Source organism: Oleispirillum naphthae (assembly GCA_027864655.1).
Lineage (GTDB): Bacteria > Pseudomonadota > Alphaproteobacteria > Rhodospirillales > Rhodospirillaceae > Oleispirillum > Oleispirillum naphthae.
The window spans coordinates 63,367-80,820 of record JAQAZG010000013.1; the positions used below are offsets into that span (position 1 = coordinate 63,367).

Here is a 17,454-nt window from a genome sequence, read left to right on the forward strand (position 1 = left end):
CCGCGGGTTCCGTAGACAGCCTCGGCTTTTCGGGTATAATGCCGCCGCTTGCGAACGACCGATAAGCCGGAAAACCGGCGGGACGTTCGACCTTCAATAGGGGAAATTCACAATGGCCGTTAAATTCGAACAGTCCCGGGCTGCCTGGGAACAAGCCGTCACGAAAGACCTGAAGGGCAAGACCTGGGAGTCCCTGGTCCGCGATACGCCCGAAGGCATCAAGATCAAGCCGCTCTACACCGCCGAAGACCTGGAAGGTCTGGAACACCTCAACACCTTCCCGGGCATGCCGCCGTTCACCCGCGGCCCGCGCGCGTCCATGTACACCGGGCGTCCGTGGACGATCCGCCAGTACGCCGGTTTCTCCACCGCCGAGGAATCCAACAAGTTCTACCGCGCGAACCTGGCCGCCGGTCAGCAGGGCGTGTCGGTGGCCTTCGACCTGGCCACCCACCGCGGCTATGACTCCGATCACCCGCGTGTGGTCGGCGACGTCGGCAAGGCCGGCGTGGCGATCGATTCCATCGAAGACATGAAGATTCTCTTCGATGGCATTCCGCTCGACAAGATGTCCGTCTCGATGACGATGAACGGCGCGGTGATCCCGATTCTCGCGGGTTACATCGTGGCCGGCGAAGAGCAGGGCGTCGATAAGAAGGTGATGGCCGGTACGATCCAGAACGACATCCTCAAGGAGTTCATGGTTCGTAACACCTACATCTACCCGCCGGCTCCGTCGATGCGGATCATCTCCGACATCATCGCCTACACCTCGGCGAACATGCCGAAGTTCAACTCCATCTCGATCTCCGGCTACCACATCCAGGAAGCCGGCGCGACTGCGGTGCAGGAACTCGCCTTCACCCTGGCCGATGGCCTGGAGTATGCCAAGGCTGCCGTCGCCACCGGTCTGCCGGTCGATGCGTTCGCGCCGCGTCTGTCGTTCTTCTTCGGCATCGGCATGAACTTCTTCATGGAGATCGCCAAGCTGCGCGCCGCCCGCTTCCTGTGGGCGCAACTGATGAGCCAGTTCAATCCCCAGAAGGCGGATTCGCTCGCTCTGCGCACCCACTGCCAGACCTCCGGTTGGTCGCTGGCGGAAAAGGACCCGTACAACAACGTCATCCGCACCACCCTGGAATGCCTGGCGGCGGTGCTCGGCGGTACGCAGTCCCTGCACACCAACGCGCTCGACGAAGCGATTGCGCTGCCGACCCCGTTCTCGGCCCGCATCGCCCGCAACACCCAGATCGTCGTCCAGGAGGAGAGCCGCGTCTGCCAGACCGTCGATCCGATGGCCGGCTCCTACTACGTCGAAGCCCTCACCGGCTCCCTGATCGCCGAAGCCCAGAAGCTGATGGACGAGATCGCGGAACTGGGCGGCATGGCCAAGGCCATCGAGTCCGGCATGCCGAAGCTGAAGATCGAGGAGGCCGCGGCTCGCCGTCAGGCCGCCATCGACCGCGGCACCGAAGTCATCGTCGGCGTGAACAAGTACAAGCAGAAGGAAGAGGCGCCGATCGACATCCTCGAAGTCGATAACACGGCGGTTCGTGAATCGCAGGTTGCGCGCCTCAAGCAGATCCGCGCCACCCGCGACGAGAAGGCCTGCCAGGCGGCTCTCGACGCGATCACCAAGGCGACCGAGAGCGGCGAGGGCAACCTCCTCGACCTGGCCGTCACGGCGACCCGCGCCCGCGCCACCGTCGGCGAAATCTCCACCGCCATCGAGAAGGTGGTCGGCCGCTACAACGCCCAGATCCGCACGGTCTCCGGCGTGTACGGCGCGGCCTTCGAAGGCGATGCCGAGTTCGACGCCCTGAAGAAGGACATCGACGTCTTCGCCGAGAAGGAAGGCCGTCGCCCGCGTATGCTGGTCGCCAAGATCGGCCAGGACGGTCACGACCGCGGCCAGAAGGTGGTGGCTTCGGCCTTCGCCGACCTGGGCTTCGACGTCGATGTCGGGCCGCTGTTCCAGACCCCGGAAGAGGCCGCGAAGATGGCCGTCGAGAACGACGTGCACGTCGTCGGCTTCTCCTCGCTCGCTGCCGGTCACAAGACCCTGGCTCCGGCTCTCATCAACGAGATGAAGAAGCTCGGCGTCAAGGATCCGGTGGTGTTCGTGGGCGGCGTGATTCCGCACCAGGACTACGACTTCCTGTTCAAGGCGGGCGTCAAGGCCGTGTTCGGCCCCGGCACCCACCTGCCGACCTGCGCCCGCAAGGTGCTGGACATCCTGAACGGCGCTCCGGCCGTCGCTGCCGAGTAATCGGTTCCGGCAACGGAGTGGTAATGAGCACCGGGCTTCGGCCCGGTGCTTTTTTGCGCGGAGGTGACCCCCGTCACTGCGCCGCCGTGCGGCAGATGCGATTCTCTCGCAAATTCCGGCACGGAGGCGCCATGGGACGCATTCTCGGCGAAATCGCGGTTCTGGTCCTGGCCGTACTGCTGTCCATTGCAGTGCTCGGACCCGCGGCACGCGTCGTCATCGCCGGGTTGCACCCCTCACCGCTCGACACCGCCTTCCTGGTTCTCGGCATGGTCTACGGCATGGTCGCGCCGATCGGCTATTTCCTCGTCGAGACCGCCCTGCGCCGCGCCTTCGTTCTCTTCGCCGCCGCCGCCGCCGCTTGTGCGTTCGCCGCCGCCTCCTTCCTCTTCGAGACCCACCGTCCGGCCGCCGCGTTCGCGGTGCTTGCCGCGCTTCTCTGCGCCGGGATGGCCGCAGGGTTGATCGGCGCCGCGGTGCGCCGCCGCCGCGCCGAGGCGATCGCCGCGGTGGAGGCCGGAACCGTGGCGGTGATCGTCGAGGCAGCGCGCGCCGGGAGCCACGGCAGCGCGGAGATGCGCCAGGCGGCGCTGCTCGCCGAGCGCCTTGCGCTCGCCGCCGCCTGGATGGCGGCGCGCGAGGCCGAGAGCGGCCCCGGCGTGGCGCCGCGCATCGACGCGGCGCTGGCGCTGCTGCAGGCCGACCTCGCGGTCAACACGGTGATCGCCGCCGCACCCTTCGCCGCCCGCCTGATCGGCGAGATGCGCGCCCGGTTGCGTCCCACCGCGCGCGCCGCCATTTCCCGCACCCGCCACGGCGCGTCCCTGGGCTTCTCCGAACCGCTGCGCCAGGCCCCTTGACCCCGCGAAATCCCGCCGGAATCCTAGGAAAACTCTTGGACCCGCTTCCGAACGTGCTACACTCGCGCGGCCGTTAGGAGCGCATGACGTCGGCTGCGGATATGAGTTGGTTCTGGAACGGCTTGCTTCGATTGTTCATGTCGAGGGAGGCGTGCGAGAAAATGGACGCCTATCACGCGGCGCAGCGGCGACAGCCGCGCGGGGAAGCGCTGCGAACCGTCTCGCCTGAACCTGCGCCGCCCGGACCGCAGTCCGATAAGGACTTGGTCGAGGCGGTGGACGCCGCGGTGACGCGCATCGCTTTGGCGGAGGGTCTCGACCGGACGGAAGGCCTCCCGCGCCAGCGGGAAGGCGCCTCGCCGCCCGTGGGGCGAGCCGAGTTGATTCGTCGAGCCATGGCTCTGCACAAAGAAAAACAATCGGTTCTGGCCGAACTCGACGATCAGACGCGGCGCAAACTCGCCGCGGCGGCGATGCAGGCCTTCTTCAACGGGAAGTCCAAGACATAAGGGGGAAGTAACAGTGACGACGCTCAATACGACGCGGATGGTGACGCGGCCGTCGGGGCCGCAGTACGACGTCGAAGAACTCTACGAGGGCGTTCTGGCCGGGAATACCCGCGCGCTCGCGCGGTCGATCACCCTGATCGAATCGCAACGCCACGATCACCGGGAGGTCGCCGACCAGCTCCTCACCAAGCTGCTGCCGCATACCGGCAAGTCGCTGCGCATCGGCCTTTCGGGGGTGCCGGGCGCGGGCAAGTCCACCTTCACCGAGGCCTTCGGCACCTACGTGACCGAACAGGACCACCGCATCGCGGTGCTCGCCATCGACCCTTCGAGCCCCAAGACCAAGGGCTCGATCCTCGGCGACAAGACCCGCATGGAACACCTCGCCACCAACCCCAACGCCTATATCCGCCCCACGCCCTCGGGCTGCACGCTCGGCGGCGTGGCGCGTCGCACCCGCGAGGCCATGCTGGTCTGCGAGGCGGCGGGCTACGACATCATCCTGGTGGAGACCGTGGGCGTCGGCCAATCGGAAATCGCCGTGGCGCAGATGACCGACGTGTTCGTCCTGGTTCTGGTGCCGGGCGGCGGCGACGAGTTGCAGGGCATCAAGAAGGGTATCGTGGAGCTTGCCGACGTGCTCGTCGTCAACAAGTGCGACGGCGACCTGGAACGTGCCGGCGACCGCGCCAAGGGCGCCTACCAGAACGCCCTGCAACTGCTCTATCCGTCCAATTCCAAATGGATTCCGCCGGTGATGAAGGTCTCCTCGCTGGAATCCCGCGGGATTGACGAAGTCTGGGAAACCTTGGAGGATTTCAAGGGCGTGATGCTGGAGGCCGGTCTCTTCGACAAGCGCCGCATGGCGCAGGCCCGCGACTGGATGTGGTCGGAAGTCGGCGACAACCTGATGGAGGCGCTGCGCGCCCACCCGGCGGTCAACGCGATGATCGGCGATCTGGAAGGCGAAGTGGCGCATTCGCGGGCGACGCCTTCGGCGGCCGCCAAGGCGATGATGGAGGCCTTCGTCAAGGGCAGCTACCGGCCCTGAATCCGGGCCGGCGGAGGAAAGACCAGGATGGGAAAGACCCCGACCAAGACCGAAGTGGACATGCTCAAGTACGAACTGCTGGGCCTGTTCGAACACATCCAGAAAATCCGCCGCGAGATCGCGGCGATCCGTCGGCCGGGCGATTCCGAGGACCGCTTCGAACAGATGAGCGACGAACTCGACGCCATCGTCGAACATACCGAGGCGGCCACCAACACCATCATGGAGAACGTCGAGGCGATCTCCGATCTCGTCGCGGAGGCCCGTGAAAAGGCTCGGAATCCCGAGGTCTCCGCGGCGCTCGCCAAGGTGGACGAACACGCGGGCGAAATCTTCACCGCCTGCTCGTTCCAGGACATCACCGGCCAGCGCATCACCAAGGTGGTGCGCTCGCTGAAATTCGTCGAGGAACGGGTCAACTCCCTCATCGGCATGTGGGGCCGCGATGCGCTCGCCGCGCTCAAGGGCGAGGACGCCAAACCGGCGGACGCCGATGCGGCGCTGCTCAACGGGCCGCAACTGGCGGGCCAGGGCGTCTCCCAGGACGATGTGGACCGCCTGTTCGGCGGCGGCGGCGATGCCGCCGCGCCCTCCGGCTCGGCGTCGCAAAGCGACATCGACAAGCTCTTCGGCTGAGCGCGGTTTTTGCTTGACGCACAAGGGTCCGCCTTGTAGAACCACGCCTCTTGCAGGCGTTTTATGATTTCGGAAGGAATGTGTCATGGCTCGTCGTTGCGCCATCACGGGTAAGGGTGTGCAGACCGGCAACAACGTCAGTCACGCCAATAACAGGACGCGCCGCCGCTTCCTGCCCAACCTCCAGGAAACCTCGCTGATCAGCGAAGGCCTGGGCGTGCCGGTGCGTCTGCGCCTCTCCACCAATGGCCTGCGCACGATCGAACACAACGGCGGTCTGGACGCCTTCCTGCTGTCCACCGCGGACGTGAAGCTGCCGGAAGAGGCGCTCAAGGTGAAGCGCCGCCTGAAGAAGGCCCTGGCCGCGAAGGCCGAAAAGGCCGCGTAAGCAGGCCGCACGGCGAAGACGGAAACGGGCGCCCCTCGGGGCGCCCGTTTCGTTTGTGCGGAGGGCCGGGCCAGGGGCGCTGCCCCTGGACCCCGCAAAGGGCCGGGAGGCCCTTGTGCCTTACGACCGTCACGCCGCGTGATGGCTCTATCGCGCTGCGCGTAAAAACCAAGGTTATGGGGGGTGTGGGGGGGCCGAGTCCCCCCCGCGACGTTTTGGTTGTTCAGAACACCCGGCCCGCGCGGGTATTGGGGTCTTCGTCGAGGAAGAGGCCGGTGAGTTCCTTGAGCATGGTGCCCCCCAGTTCCTCCGCATCGACGATGGTGACGGCGCGGCGGTAGTAGCGGGTGACGTCGTGGCCGATGCCGATGGCGGTGAGCTGCACCGGCGAGGTGGCCTCGACCCAGGCGATGACTTCGCGCAGGTGGCGCTCCAGGTAGACGCCGGTATTGGCGGAGAGCGTCGAGTCGTCCACCGGCGCGCCGTCGGAGATGACCATCAGGATGCGGCGGTGTTCGCTGCGCGCCATCAGGCGGTGGTGCGCCCAGAGCAGGGCCTCGCCGTCGATGTTCTCCTTGAGGATGCCTTCGCGCAGCATCAGGGCGAGGTTGCGTTTGGCGCGGCGGTAGGGGGTGTCCGCGCCCTTGTAGACGATATGGCGCAGGTCGTTGAGGCGGCCCGGGTTGGCGGGGCGGCCGTCCTTTTCCCATTGTTCGCGGGCCTTGCCGCCCTTCCACGCGCGGGTGGTGAAGCCGAGGATCTCCACCTTCACGCCGCAGCGTTCGAGAGTGCGGGCGAGGATGTCGGCGGAGAGCGCGGCGACGGTGATCGGCCTGCCGCGCATCGAGCCGGAATTGTCGATGAGCAGCGTCACCACGGTGTCGCGGAAGTCGGTCTCGTGCTCGATCTTGAAGGAGAGGCTGTGCGTCGGCGCGGCGACGATGCGGGCGAGCCGCGAGGCGTCGAGGATGCCTTCCTCCTGGTCGAACTCCCAGGAGCGCAACTGGCGCGCCATCAGGCGGCGCTGCAGGCGGTTGGCGAGCCTGGCGATGACGCCCTGCAGCGGCAGCAGCTGGCGGTCGAGGAGCTGGCGCAGGCGGGCGAGTTCGACCTCGTCGCCGAGTTCGGCGGCGGGGATCTCTTCGTCGTAGGCGGTGGTGTAGGCGGCGTAGCCGCGGGCGGCGCCGGGCGGCGCGAAGGGGTCGTTGCGGCGCTGTTCCGACGGCCCGCCGGGCTGATCGGCGCCGTCGGCGTCCATCATCAGGCTTTCGTCGTCGTCCATCACCAGGCTGCCCGAGGCGTCCGCCGCCTCCTGCGCTGCGGCGGAGGCGGAGTCCATTTCCGAGTCGCCCTTTTCGCCGCTGCCCTGCTGGGCGTCCGGCGGCGCGCCGTCGCCGTCCTCGGCTTCGGCGTCGGCATTGTCGTCCGGGGCGGGGTCGATTTCCGGCTCGATATCCATTTCCGCCAGCAATTGACGGGCGGCGCGGGCGAAGGCGGCCTGGTCGGTGAGGGTGGCGCGCATCGCATCGAGGAGGCGGTCCATCTCCGGCTCGGCGGCGCTTTCCCACAGTTCGGCGATGTGGGCGGCGGGCGGCGGCACGTCGCCCCCAAGGAAACGGGCGAGCGCCGCGCAGTGCAGCGCCTCGGGCACCGGCACGTGGTCGGGCTTGAGCGCGGCGTGCAGACCCTGGGCGCGCAGGGTGCCGTCCAGCGCGGCGGCGAGGTTGTCGTGCACGCCCGCCAGCGCCAGCGCGCCGAGCGCCTTGGTGCGCGCGCTTTCCAGCGCGTCGAAGGCGCGGGCGGCGTCCGGCCCCAGGGGGGTGAAGCGGCCGTGAATGCGTTCGTTGTGGTAGCGCAGGGTCAAGGCCGCGGCGTCGGCGATGCCGCGCAGGCGCGGCACCAGGGCGGGGTCGAGGTGCCCGGCGGGCACCGGCAGCTGCACATGCTCGCCCGTCACCGCGGCGGCGTTGCCCGGCGAGAAGCCGACCTCCACCTCCGGACGCCCGGCGATGGCGCGCACGCAGCCCGCGGTGGCGCGCTTGAAGGTTTCGACGAGTTCCGCGTCGTCGGGCGGCAGCGCGGCGGCCGGGCTCATGGCGTCACGCTTGCCGCGACGAAAGGGACAGCGCCGGTGCGGTGAACGAGGTTTCCGGCAGGTCCTGGCCGATGCAGCGCTGATAGTATTCCGCCACCAGCGGGCGCTCCGCCTCGTCGCACTTGTTGAGGAAGGTGAGGCGGAAGGAGAGCGCGGTGTCGCCGCCGAAGATCTCGGCGTTTTCCGCCCAGGTGAGCACGGTGCGCGGGCTCATCACCGTGGAGACGTCGCCGTTGATGAAGCCCGAGCGGGTGAGGCCCGCGACCCCGACCATGGCGGCGAGCAGCTTGCGCCCGTCCGGCGTGTCGTAGGCGGAGAGCTTGCGCAGGACGATCGCCTCCTCGCGTTCCGGGGTGAGGTAGTTGAGGGTGGCGACGATGTTCCAGCGGTCCATCTGGCCCTGGTTGATCTGCTGCGTGCCGTGGTAGAGGCCGGTGGCGTCGCCCAGACCCACGGTATTGGTGGTGGAGAACAGGCGGAAGCACGGGTGCGGCTGGATCACCGTGTTCTGGTCGAGGAGGGTGAGGCGGCCTTCCACCTCGAGCACGCGCTGGATGACGAACATCACGTCGGGGCGGCCCGCGTCGTACTCGTCGAACACCAGAGCCATCGGGCGGCGCAGCGCCCAGGGCAGGATGCCCTCGCGGAATTCGGTGATCTGCTTGCCGTCCTTCAGCACGATCGCGTCCTTGCCGATGAGGTCGATGCGCGAGACGTGGCTGTCGAGGTTGATGCGGATGCACGGCCAGTTGAGGCGGGCGGCCACCTGCTCGATGTGGGTGGATTTGCCGGTGCCGTGGTAGCCCTGAATCATCACGCGGCGGTTGTGGGCGAAGCCCGCAAGGATGGCGAGCGTGGTGGTGGGGTCGAAGCAGTAGGTGTCGTCCACCTCCGGCACGTGCTCGGTGCGCTCGCTGAATGCCGGGACCGAGAGGTCGCGGTCGATGCCGAAGGTTTCGCGCACCGAAACGGTGGTGTCCGGCAGGTCCGGGGCGGCGGGGGTGAACTGCTCCTGGGTCATTTTGGGTTCGGCTATCCGTTGTTGTCAGACCGCGGTTTTCCTTGCGCCGCCGTCGATGTGGCGCAGCAGGATGGCGTGGGCCTGGTTGATGATCTTCAGACGTTCCTCGGCGGCCTTGTCGCCGCCGTGACGGTCCGGGTGATGTTCCTTGACGAGATCATGGTAGCGTATTTTCAGGGCTTGTCGCGTCAATGGGAAGTCCAAGCCTAAAATTTCCATGGCGTGGCCCGGCGAACCGGGGGGCGCTTTGGGCTTCTCGCGGGTGTTGGCGGCGGCCTCGGGGCCTTCCTCGAACACCGAGAAGGGATCGCGCACGTGGGCGCGTCCGGCGTGGAAGACGCGCGCGGAGGCCCCCGCCTTTTCACCCAGGCGCCAGGTCGGGCGCTGCCAGACGGTGTCGCAGCGCAATTCGCTCTCGATTTCCATCTGGCTCAGGCCCGCATAGAAATCCCAGGACTGGTTGTACTCCCGCACGTGGTCCAGGCACAGCCACATATAATCCGAGAGGGAGCGGTCGCGCGGCGCGCGGTACACGCCGGGGCGGGTGCAGCCCGGATGTTCGCAGGCGGGCGCGCCGCTCTCCGGGCGGTCGCCGAGGTAGCGCTTGCTGCGTCTGGTCGGTTTCATGACCACACTATGCGCATTCGATTCGCCCGGCGCAAGGCGAGTCCGAGCGAAATGCTGCGCGCAACGGCGTCGGTATGGGTGGACATGCACGGGATACTGGCGCTAATACAAGAGGAGTTCCGCGGAGTCGCCGGAGGGGATGCCGGTTGGTGCGGACAATGCCGGAGAAAGCCGCAAGCCGACTTTCCGGCACGGTGAGAGGGGGGAGCGCCGGGGCATGCCGCTTCGGCGAAGGGCGGTTTTTGCAGTCATAAACGACAATCAAAACACGTCATTTCACCTCTCTCTTAACTATATGGTTGCAAGACGGAGCGCCGATATGATTATCTATCGGTGCCGATAAAAGCGAAGAATGACGGATCATGAACACGCTATCGAACAGAAACGTTACCGTGAATGGTCGTCGCACCAGCATGCGTCTTGAGCGGGAGATGTGGGAGGCGTTGCGGGAAATTTGCCGGAGGGAGGACATGACCGTGCATGAGTTGTGTTCCCTGATCGACGACCGTAGGGGGCTTTCGAGCCTGACCGCGGCTACCCGCGTCTTTATCCTGATGTACTACCGCGCAGCCGCTACCGATGAAGGGCACCTCACCGCGGGCCACGGCCAGAGGGTGAATCTGCATCTTCTCGATCGCTTGGGCATCGATTTGAGCGGCAGGGAGTTCCCCTCCGCCCAGTAATGGTACGGCGCGCCGGGGCAGCGGGGCGCCGAGTTCAGGTAGGGGTGGCTAGTCGTTTCCGGGCTTCGGGTCCCGGGCGAACTCGGGCCACTTCAGGCGAACCACCGGTCCGTCGGCGCGCAGCGCGTGACAGGTGTCGATGATCGCCGGACGCCGCGGGGGCAGTCCCGCGGCGTCGCGGGCGTCGTTTTCCTTCCAGCGGACTTCGTGCAGGGTCTGGAAGGCGGTCGCCGCCACCTCGCTCAACAGTTCCAGAACATGGGTGCACCCCTTGGCGCCGCCGATGATGCGCCGCGCCTCGGTCATGAAGCCTTTGCCGATGGAGAGCCCCGCGAGTTTTGCGGCAAGCGGCGCGGCGAGCGGGCAGATGGCGAAGGGGGCGTTGCCGATTTCCGCCTCGGCGGAGAGAATCTGCGCCGAGTCGTCCACCACCAGGCGCAACCGCATGCCGTGCAGCGGCACCCCCGCGGGGATCGGCCCCTGGTCGCCCTCGCGGTAGGTTTCGGACTTGGTGTCGGCGAATCCGCCCTCGATTTCCCACAGGCCATCCTCGCGGGCGTAGCCGGTGCAGACGATGGTGCGCTGGTGGACGAGGCGGCGCGGCGAAGGCGGCGTCAGGGGCATGGGGCGGGGACTCTGCGGCCGGGGTGCCGCCCGCCGCAAGGCGGCGGACGGCAGCGGGTTACATCGGCAGGCCGAAGATCATCGCTTCGCGCTCGGTGAGGTCGTGCTCGAGTTCGTTTTTCATCGCGGCGAACACGTCGCGGATCGACATCATGCCGACCAGCGCCTCGCCGTCCATCACCGGCAGGTGGCGGATCTTGCGGTCGCGCATCTTGGTGAGCGCGGAGGAGAGGCTTTCCGCCGCCTGCACGGTGATCGGATCGCGGGTCATGATGTCGGCGACGCGCACGCGGTCGGCATCGGCGCCGCCAGCGATGATGCGGAACACCAGATCGCGTTCCGACAGCACGCCGACGAGTTGGCCGTCATCGACGACGGTGACCGCGCCGATCTCCTTGTCGGCGAGGTACTGCGCGGCCTCGCGGGCGGTGGCGGTGCTGGGCAGCGTGAAGAAGACGCGGTCCGCGAGCACACTGGCAATGGAACAGGTCATGGTGTGAGGCTCCCAAATTGACGACGCCCCGGGTTCTTGACGGCCCGGTCGCAGGTTTGACAAAGACCATGCGGGGGAGGCATTCGACCCGCCGCCGCGCGGTCCCCCGCGCGGCTTCCTCCGTCAGCGCCCGTCCTCTTCGGGGGGCGTGACTCGCAAACTGATCAGGCGGTTCTGCTGCCGCCGCAGAATCTCGAAACGGAAGCCGTGGAAGCGGAAAACCTGCCCCGGCTCCGGGATGCGCTGGCTTTCGTGAATCACCAGTCCGGCGACGGTGGCGGCATCCTCGTCGGGCAGCGACCATTCGAATTCGCGGTTGAGATCGCGGATCGTCACGTCGCCTGCGACGATGAAGGAGCCGTCGGCCTGCGCCCGCACTCCGGCAATGACGATATCATGTTCGTCATCGATGTTGCCGACGATTTCCTCGAGAATGTCTTCCAGGGTGACGATGCCCAGGAGCGAGCCGTACTCGTCCACGACGATGGCGAAGTGCTCGCGCCGGGTGCGGAAGGACTGCAACTGGTCCAACAGCGAGGTGGTGTCGGGAATGAACCACGGCCTGCCCGCGACCGCCGCGATGTCGAGTTCCGTCACCGGACCCTGATGCGCCTGCACGGCGCGGAACAGCGCCTTGGCGTGCAGCACGCCGACGATGTTGTCCGGGTTGTCGCGGAAAAGCGGAATGCGGGTGAAGGGGCTTTCCAGCACCGCGGCGATGATCGCCTCGGCGGGGGTGTCGAGGTCGATGGTCACCAGGTCGCGGCGATGCGTCATCACCTCGCCCACCTCGACGTCGGCAAGCTCCAGCACGCTTTTCAGCATGGCGCGCTCGTGGCGCACCTCTTCCTGCTCCTCGGTGTGCATCTCGATCGCGCCGCGCAGCTCGGTGAGGTGCTGGGCCAGGGATTTCTCCGCCTCCTTGACGCCGCAGAGCTTGAGGATGACGCCGATCACCGCATTCAGGCCGAACATCACCGGCGCGAGCACGCGGGTGAGCGGGCGCATCACCGGGGCGACGGCGAGCGCCAGGGCGTTGGCGTTGCGGATCGCATAGGTTTTGGGCAGAATCTCGGAAAAGATCAGGACGATCAGGGTCATCCCCAGCGTCGCATAGGCGATGCCGGTCTGCCCGAACCAGGAGATCAGCACGCTGGTGGCGAGCGCCGAGGCGGCGATGTTGACCGCGTTGTTGCCCAAAAGGATGGTGCCGATCAGGCGGTCGCGGTGGCGGTCCATCTCGTTGACCAGGGCGGCGCGGCTATCCCCCTGCTTCTGCATCTCGCGCATCAGCGGCCGCGAGGCGGCGGTGAGCGCCGTTTCCGCGCCGGAGAAGAAGGCGGAGAGCAACAGCAGCACGAAGATCGCGGCGAGGCTCCAGATCATCGGCCGGGCTCTCCCGCCAGAGCCTCGGCGAGCACCGCGCGCACCGCCTCGGGCGGCGCCTCGGGGGTGAGCGCCGCCGCGCCGATGTCGCGCGCCAGCACGAAGGTGATGCGCCCGCCTTCCACCTTCTTGTCGCCCTGCATGGCGTTCCACAGGGCGTCCACGGTGAAGTCCGCGCCGATCTCCACGGGCGAGACCGGCAGGCCGACGCTGCGCAGATGCGCCGCCACCTGCGCCGCGCGGCCGGGCGGGCAAAGGCCGAGCCTCTCGGACAGCGCGAAGGCCAGCACCATGCCGATGCTCACCGCCTCGCCGTGGCGCAGGCGGTCGCCGAAGCCGGTGAGCACCTCGAAGGCGTGGGCGAAGGTGTGGCCGAGGTTCAGAAGCGCGCGCGGCCCGCTTTCCGTCTCGTCGGCGGCGACGATCGCGGCCTTGGCGCGGCAGCTCTCGGCGATGGCGGCGGCGCGCGCCTCGGCGCATACCGCGGCGGGCACGCCCGCGCCGCCGATCACCTCCGCGCCGTGAATCTCCAGCCACGCCCAGAACTCCGGGCGGTCGATCAGGCCGTACTTCGCCATCTCGGCATAGCCTGCGCGCAGTTCGCGCAACGGCAGGGTGGAAAGCGTGTCGGTGTCGGCGAGCACCAGGCGCGGCTGGTGGAACGCGCCGATCAGGTTCTTGCCCTGGTGCGCGTCGATGCCGGTCTTGCCGCCGACCGAGCTGTCCACCTGGGCGAGCAGGGTGGTCGGCACCTGGATGAACGGGATGCCGCGCAGCACGATCGCCGCGGCGAAGCCCGCAAGGTCGCCGGTGACGCCGCCGCCGAGGGCGACCAGCGTGGTCTTGCGCTCCACCCGTGCGTCCAGCAGTTCGCCCAGCAGCGCCTCCAGGGTGGTGAGCGATTTGCTCTCCTCCCCCGGCGGGATCAGCGTGGCGGCGTGCGCGATGCCCGCGGCGGAAAGCGAAGCCGCAAGCGGCGCGAGGTAGTGCGCGGCGACCGTGGCGTCGGCGACGATGTGCACGCGCGGCTGCGGCAGCAGCGGGCGCATCGCCTCGCCGGCGCGGGCGATCAGCCCGGGGCCGATGAAGATCGGGTAGCTGCGCGCGCCGAGATCGACGGATACGGTTTCAGGCTGGGTCATCGCGCTTCGCTCTCCCGGTTGGTCCACCAGGCGTCGATCGCCGCGAGAACCCGCGCCAGGGTGTTTTCGGAGGGTTCGTTGCGGGTGTCCACGACGACCTGCGCCTCGGCATAGAGAGGATAGCGCTTTTTCATCAAATCCCCCAGAATCGCGCGCGGGTCTCCGGTCAGCAGCAGCGGCCGGGTGGCGCGCCCGGCGGTGCGCAGGACCAGAAGGTCGAGCTCGGCGCGCAGCCACACGCATACCGCACGGGAAAGCAGGGCGGCCCGCGTGGCGGGATCGACGAAAGCGCCGCCGCCGGTGGCGAGCACGCAGGGCGGCCCGTCGATCAGCCGCGCGATCACCTTGCGCTCGCCCTCGCGGAAGGCGGCCTCCCCCATGGTTTCGAAGATGTCGCGGATCGGCCGTCCGGCGGCGCTTTCCACCTCGGCGTCGGAATCCAGGAAGGGCCGTTCCAGCACGCCGCCGAGGCGGCGGCCGATGTGGCTCTTGCCGCAGCCCATCAACCCGACCAGGGCGATGGTGCGGGGTATGGCGGCGACGCGGGCGGCAACGGGGTCTGACATGGCCTTTCGGAACGAAGCATGAAAAAACGGCGCCGTGCGGGGCGCGTTGAACGCGCGCGGGCAAGAGGCTACACTGCCCGGCGCGCGCCGCTACTGTAGCGGAATTCACCGTGTTGTCACGCGGAACGGTGCGGTGCGGACGAACGGGTTTTTCTCAAGGAGAAGGTTGCCGTGGGGCTTATCGTGCGCTTGGTTCTGATCGTCTGCGTCCTCGCCGTTGCGGGGGGCGCGGTTTTTCTGGCGACCTGGGACATGCCCGCGCCGACGGCGCGGGTGGAAAAGGCGATCCCGGCGGATCGCTTCAAATAATCGCGGCTCCGGCCACAGGGGGGGACGACCGATGACGATGCGGGTTTCATGGTGCGTCGCACTGGCGGCGGTTCTCGCCGCGGGAACGGCGCACGCGCAAAGCCTCGGCGGCGACGCGCCGATGCCGCTGTTCCCCTCTTCCGGCGCGCCCCCCGCGCCGTTGCAGGTGCAGATCGCTCCCTCGGGGATTTCCATCGGCGGCCTTTCCGACGTCGATCCCGAGGCGGTGGGCATTCTCTCCGCTTCCGCCGCGGAGCCCTGGCGGCGCGACCTCGGCACCCAGGTGTGGTTCGGCCAGGACCGCCTCGCGGTGCTCGCCGGGCTCAAGACCCTGCCTGCCGCCTCCGTCTCCGCCGCGGCGCGCGGCATGGCGCGCCAGCTTCTGCTCACCGCCGCCGCGCCGATGAGCCTTTCCGGCACGCCCGCGACTCCGGGAGTGCTCGCCGCGGCGCGCCTGGACGCCCTGATCGCCGCAGGCGACGCCGAGGACGCGCTGGCGCTCGCCGCCCTGGTGCCGCGCAGCGTGCAGAGCGAGGCGGTGCAGCTTGCCGTCGCCCGCGCCGCCTGGCTGAAGCGCGACGTGAAAGCCGCCTGCGCCGGGGTGGAAGAGGGGTTGCAGCGCTTCGACGCACCGGTCTGGGGCAAGATGAACGCCGCCTGCGCCGCCGCCGCCGGAGCCACCGACAAGGCGCGGCTTTCGGTCAGCCTGCTCACCGATCTCGGTGCGGTGGACGAGGCCTTTGCCCCGGTCGCCGACCGCATCCAGGGCCGGACCAGGCTCTCGCTCGCCGAACTGCCCGCGAGCATCGGCGTGTTCGAGGCCGGCGCGCTCGCCGCGCTCGACGCCAAGTTTCCCGAGGGCCTGCCGCTTGCCGCCAAGCCCTGGCTCGCCCGCCTCGCGGTGCCGAAGGACGGCACGGTGGGCGACGGCGCGCTCGCCATCGTCGAGGAGGGGCTGCGCCGCGGCGCCATCCCCGCGGCGGAGGCGCAGGCGGTGCTGGAGCGCGTGGCGTTCCCCAAGGCCGACGTCGAGGAGGCCAAGGCGCTCAAGGCCGATGCCGCCACGCCGCGCGGCCGCGCCCTCTATTGGCAGATGCTCAAGGCCGCGCCGTCCGCCCCGGCGCGCGCCGAAATCCTCGCCCGCATGCTCGCCCCGGCGCATGCCGACCCGGCCCTCTGGCCGGTGCTTTCTGCGCTGCTGGCGCAGCCGCTCGCCGATCTCTCCACCGAACCGGCGGCGGCCTGGCTCGCGGGCGACGCGGCGCGCGCCGCCTTCTGGAACGGCGATTGGACGGTGGCGAAGCGCTGGGTGGAACTCGCCGCGCGCAACGGCGGAGGCTCCGACGCGGCGCGCACCGTCTCCGGGAACCTCGCGCCGCTCGTCGTGCTGGTCGATGCGCCCGCCGCGGCGCAGGACCGCGCACGCATGGCGGTGCCGACGCTCGCCGTCTGGCAGAAGCTGGAGGAAGCGCGCGGCGTCGCGCCCGCATCCCTCAAAACGGTGCGCGACCGCCTGCTCGCCCTCTACCGCGTCTTCTCCCTGCCGGCGTCCGATGCCGACTGGCGCGCCGCCCTGGCCGACCCGGCGGCCCCCGCAGCGGCCCCGGCGGCCTCGCCCGTCCTCGCCGCCGCGACGCTGGACGCGGCGCAGAAGGGCGCTCTCGGCCGCACCCTGATGCTCGCCGCGCAGCAGCTCGACGCGGGCGACGGCAAGCCGGTCTCCGCGGCGGCGGCGGACGGCGTGGCCGCCGCGCTGCTCGCCGTGGGCGCGGCGGACTGGGCGAAACGCGTCGCGGTGGAGAGCCTGATCGCCGCAGGGTACTGAAATGGGCCACGAGGCCGAGCGCTTCCTCGAAATGATGCGGGCGGAGCGCGCCGCCTCGCCCCGCACCGTCGATGCCTACCGCCGCGACCTCGCCGACCTCGCCGCCGCGCTCGCGCCGCGCTCCCTCGCGGGGGCCGGTGGCGCGGACCTCAAAACCTACCTGCGCGGCCTGATGGCGCGCGGCTTCTCGCCGCGCACCCAGGCGCGCCGCCTCTCCGCCATCCGCCAGTTCTACCTTTTCCTCCAGGCCGAGGGCGAACGTGCCGACAACCCCGCCCGCCTCCTCGACTCCCCGCGCATCGGCCGCCCGCTGCCGAAATACCTCAGCGAGGGCGAGGTGGACCGCCTCATCGCCGCGGCGCGCGCGCTCCCCGGTCCCTCCGGTCCGCGCACCGTCGCCCTCCTGGAAGTCCTTTACGCCACGGGCTTACGCGTTTCCGAACTCGTCGGCCTGCCGTTCTCCGCCGTCGCCCGCAACCCGGAGGTCCTGCTCGTCATGGGCAAGGGCCGCAAGGAACGCGCCGTGCCGCTGACCCCGGCGGCGCGCGACGCGCTCGCCGCCTACCTGCCGCACCGCGCCGAAACCGCCCGCGGCCTGCGCGGCGGCGGCAAATGGGCCTTCCCCGGCCCAGGGCGCAGCGGCCACCTCACCCGCGACGCCTTCTACAAGATGCTCAAGACCCTGGCGGCCAACGCAGGCATCTCCCCCTCCAAGGTTTCGCCCCACGTGCTGCGCCATTCCTTCGCCTCGCACCTCCTCGCCCACGGCGCGGACCTGCGCGCGGTGCAGAGCATGCTCGGCCACGCCGATATCGCCACCACCCAGATCTATACCCACGTCCTGGAAGACCGCCTGCGCAGCCTCGTCGAAACCGGCCACCCCCTGGCCGGGCTGAAGCTGAAGCTGTAAAACCAGGCCGGGCTCCGCCCGGACCCCATAACTTCGAGTTTTTGCGCGTAGCGCGATAGA

General features: G+C 68.8%; 18 protein-coding genes. 10 read left to right on the forward strand and 8 right to left on the reverse strand.

Translation table 11 applies throughout. The features are described from left to right. Window positions 1-112 precede the first annotated feature (112 nt). The 6 genes from scpA (at window position 113) to rpmB (ending at window position 5,713) form a co-directional block, all read left to right on the forward strand. A complete protein-coding gene (gene scpA, locus O7R11_RS13375) occupies window positions 113-2,269 on the forward strand; it encodes a methylmalonyl-CoA mutase (protein WP_337998028.1) in 2,157 nt (718 codons plus the stop codon). Window positions 2,270-2,400: 131 nt separating this feature from the next. Then, complete coding sequence (locus tag O7R11_RS13380) at window positions 2,401-3,129, forward strand: hypothetical protein (protein ID WP_337998029.1); 729 nt, start codon at window positions 2,401-2,403, stop codon at window positions 3,127-3,129. A gap of 83 nt (window positions 3,130-3,212) precedes the next feature. Then, on the forward strand, window positions 3,213-3,638 hold the full coding sequence (locus O7R11_RS13385) for a hypothetical protein (protein WP_337998030.1): 426 nt from the start codon (window positions 3,213-3,215) through the stop codon (window positions 3,636-3,638). A 13-nt stretch (window positions 3,639-3,651) separates the two neighbouring features. Continuing rightward, window positions 3,652-4,689, forward strand: coding sequence for a methylmalonyl Co-A mutase-associated GTPase MeaB (meaB, locus tag O7R11_RS13390; RefSeq protein ID WP_337998031.1), 1,038 nt, complete (start codon window positions 3,652-3,654; stop codon window positions 4,687-4,689). 27 nt (window positions 4,690-4,716) lie between these two features. Next, window positions 4,717-5,325: a protein phosphatase CheZ gene (locus O7R11_RS13395; RefSeq protein ID WP_337998032.1), complete on the forward strand. Its 609-nt coding sequence runs from the start codon at window positions 4,717-4,719 to the stop codon at window positions 5,323-5,325. 85 nt (window positions 5,326-5,410) lie between these two features. Next, window positions 5,411-5,713 carry a 50S ribosomal protein L28 gene (gene rpmB / locus O7R11_RS13400; protein ID WP_337998033.1) on the forward strand — a complete coding sequence of 101 codons (303 nt, stop codon included), beginning with the start codon at window positions 5,411-5,413 and terminating at the stop codon, window positions 5,711-5,713. 223 nt (window positions 5,714-5,936) lie between these two features. Here rpmB and O7R11_RS13405 read toward each other — a convergent pair whose 3' ends face one another. The 3 genes from O7R11_RS13405 to O7R11_RS13415 are packed head-to-tail and all read right to left on the reverse strand — an operon-like array spanning window position 5,937 to window position 9,456. Then, the gene (locus tag O7R11_RS13405; RefSeq protein WP_337998034.1) at window positions 5,937-7,808 is read right to left on the reverse strand and encodes a cobaltochelatase CobT-related protein; all 1,872 of its coding nucleotides are present in this window, start codon (window positions 7,806-7,808) and stop codon (window positions 5,937-5,939) included. 4 nt (window positions 7,809-7,812) lie between these two features. Further along, window positions 7,813-8,829 carry a cobaltochelatase subunit CobS gene (gene cobS, locus O7R11_RS13410; protein ID WP_337998035.1) on the reverse strand — a complete coding sequence of 339 codons (1,017 nt, stop codon included), beginning with the start codon at window positions 8,827-8,829 and terminating at the stop codon, window positions 7,813-7,815. A gap of 24 nt (window positions 8,830-8,853) precedes the next feature. Beyond that, the gene (locus O7R11_RS13415) at window positions 8,854-9,456 is read right to left on the reverse strand and encodes a J domain-containing protein (protein ID WP_337998036.1); all 603 of its coding nucleotides are present in this window, start codon (window positions 9,454-9,456) and stop codon (window positions 8,854-8,856) included. A gap of 362 nt (window positions 9,457-9,818) precedes the next feature. On the opposite strand from O7R11_RS13415, the gene O7R11_RS13420 reads away from it, so the two are divergent. Further along, window positions 9,819-10,139 (forward strand): ribbon-helix-helix domain-containing protein, encoded by a 321-nt coding sequence (locus O7R11_RS13420; protein WP_337998037.1) that lies wholly within the window; start codon window positions 9,819-9,821, stop codon window positions 10,137-10,139. Between the two features lie 48 nt (window positions 10,140-10,187). On the opposite strand, the gene O7R11_RS13425 is transcribed toward O7R11_RS13420, so the two are convergent. From O7R11_RS13425 to O7R11_RS13445, 5 genes are all read right to left on the reverse strand, one after another. Beyond that, entirely contained in the window at window positions 10,188-10,763 is a 576-nt protein-coding gene (locus O7R11_RS13425) for a DUF2889 domain-containing protein (RefSeq protein WP_337998038.1), read from the reverse strand. A 58-nt stretch (window positions 10,764-10,821) separates the two neighbouring features. After that, a complete protein-coding gene (locus O7R11_RS13430; RefSeq protein ID WP_337998039.1) occupies window positions 10,822-11,256 on the reverse strand; it encodes a CBS domain-containing protein in 435 nt (144 codons plus the stop codon). Between the two features lie 123 nt (window positions 11,257-11,379). Then, on the reverse strand, window positions 11,380-12,642 hold the full coding sequence (locus tag O7R11_RS13435) for an HlyC/CorC family transporter (RefSeq protein WP_337998040.1): 1,263 nt from the start codon (window positions 12,640-12,642) through the stop codon (window positions 11,380-11,382). Further along, the gene (gene aroB / locus O7R11_RS13440) at window positions 12,639-13,784 is read right to left on the reverse strand and encodes a 3-dehydroquinate synthase (protein WP_337998041.1); all 1,146 of its coding nucleotides are present in this window, start codon (window positions 13,782-13,784) and stop codon (window positions 12,639-12,641) included. The genes O7R11_RS13435 and aroB overlap by 4 nt, the downstream gene beginning before the upstream one ends. Next, the gene (locus tag O7R11_RS13445) at window positions 13,781-14,350 is read right to left on the reverse strand and encodes a shikimate kinase (protein ID WP_337998042.1); all 570 of its coding nucleotides are present in this window, start codon (window positions 14,348-14,350) and stop codon (window positions 13,781-13,783) included. The genes aroB and O7R11_RS13445 overlap by 4 nt, the downstream gene beginning before the upstream one ends. Before the next feature lie 171 nt (window positions 14,351-14,521). On the opposite strand from O7R11_RS13445, the gene O7R11_RS13450 reads away from it, so the two are divergent. Genes O7R11_RS13450 through O7R11_RS13460 form a run of 3 tightly spaced genes read left to right on the forward strand, consistent with a single transcriptional unit; the run spans window position 14,522 to window position 17,394 of the window. Then, a complete protein-coding gene (locus O7R11_RS13450) occupies window positions 14,522-14,659 on the forward strand; it encodes a hypothetical protein (RefSeq protein ID WP_337998043.1) in 138 nt (45 codons plus the stop codon). Between the two features lie 31 nt (window positions 14,660-14,690). Then, window positions 14,691-16,484: a hypothetical protein gene (locus tag O7R11_RS13455; RefSeq protein WP_337998044.1), complete on the forward strand. Its 1,794-nt coding sequence runs from the start codon at window positions 14,691-14,693 to the stop codon at window positions 16,482-16,484. Window position 16,485: 1 nt separating this feature from the next. Beyond that, complete coding sequence (locus O7R11_RS13460) at window positions 16,486-17,394, forward strand: site-specific tyrosine recombinase XerD (protein ID WP_337998045.1); 909 nt, start codon at window positions 16,486-16,488, stop codon at window positions 17,392-17,394. Window positions 17,395-17,454 lie beyond the last annotated feature (60 nt).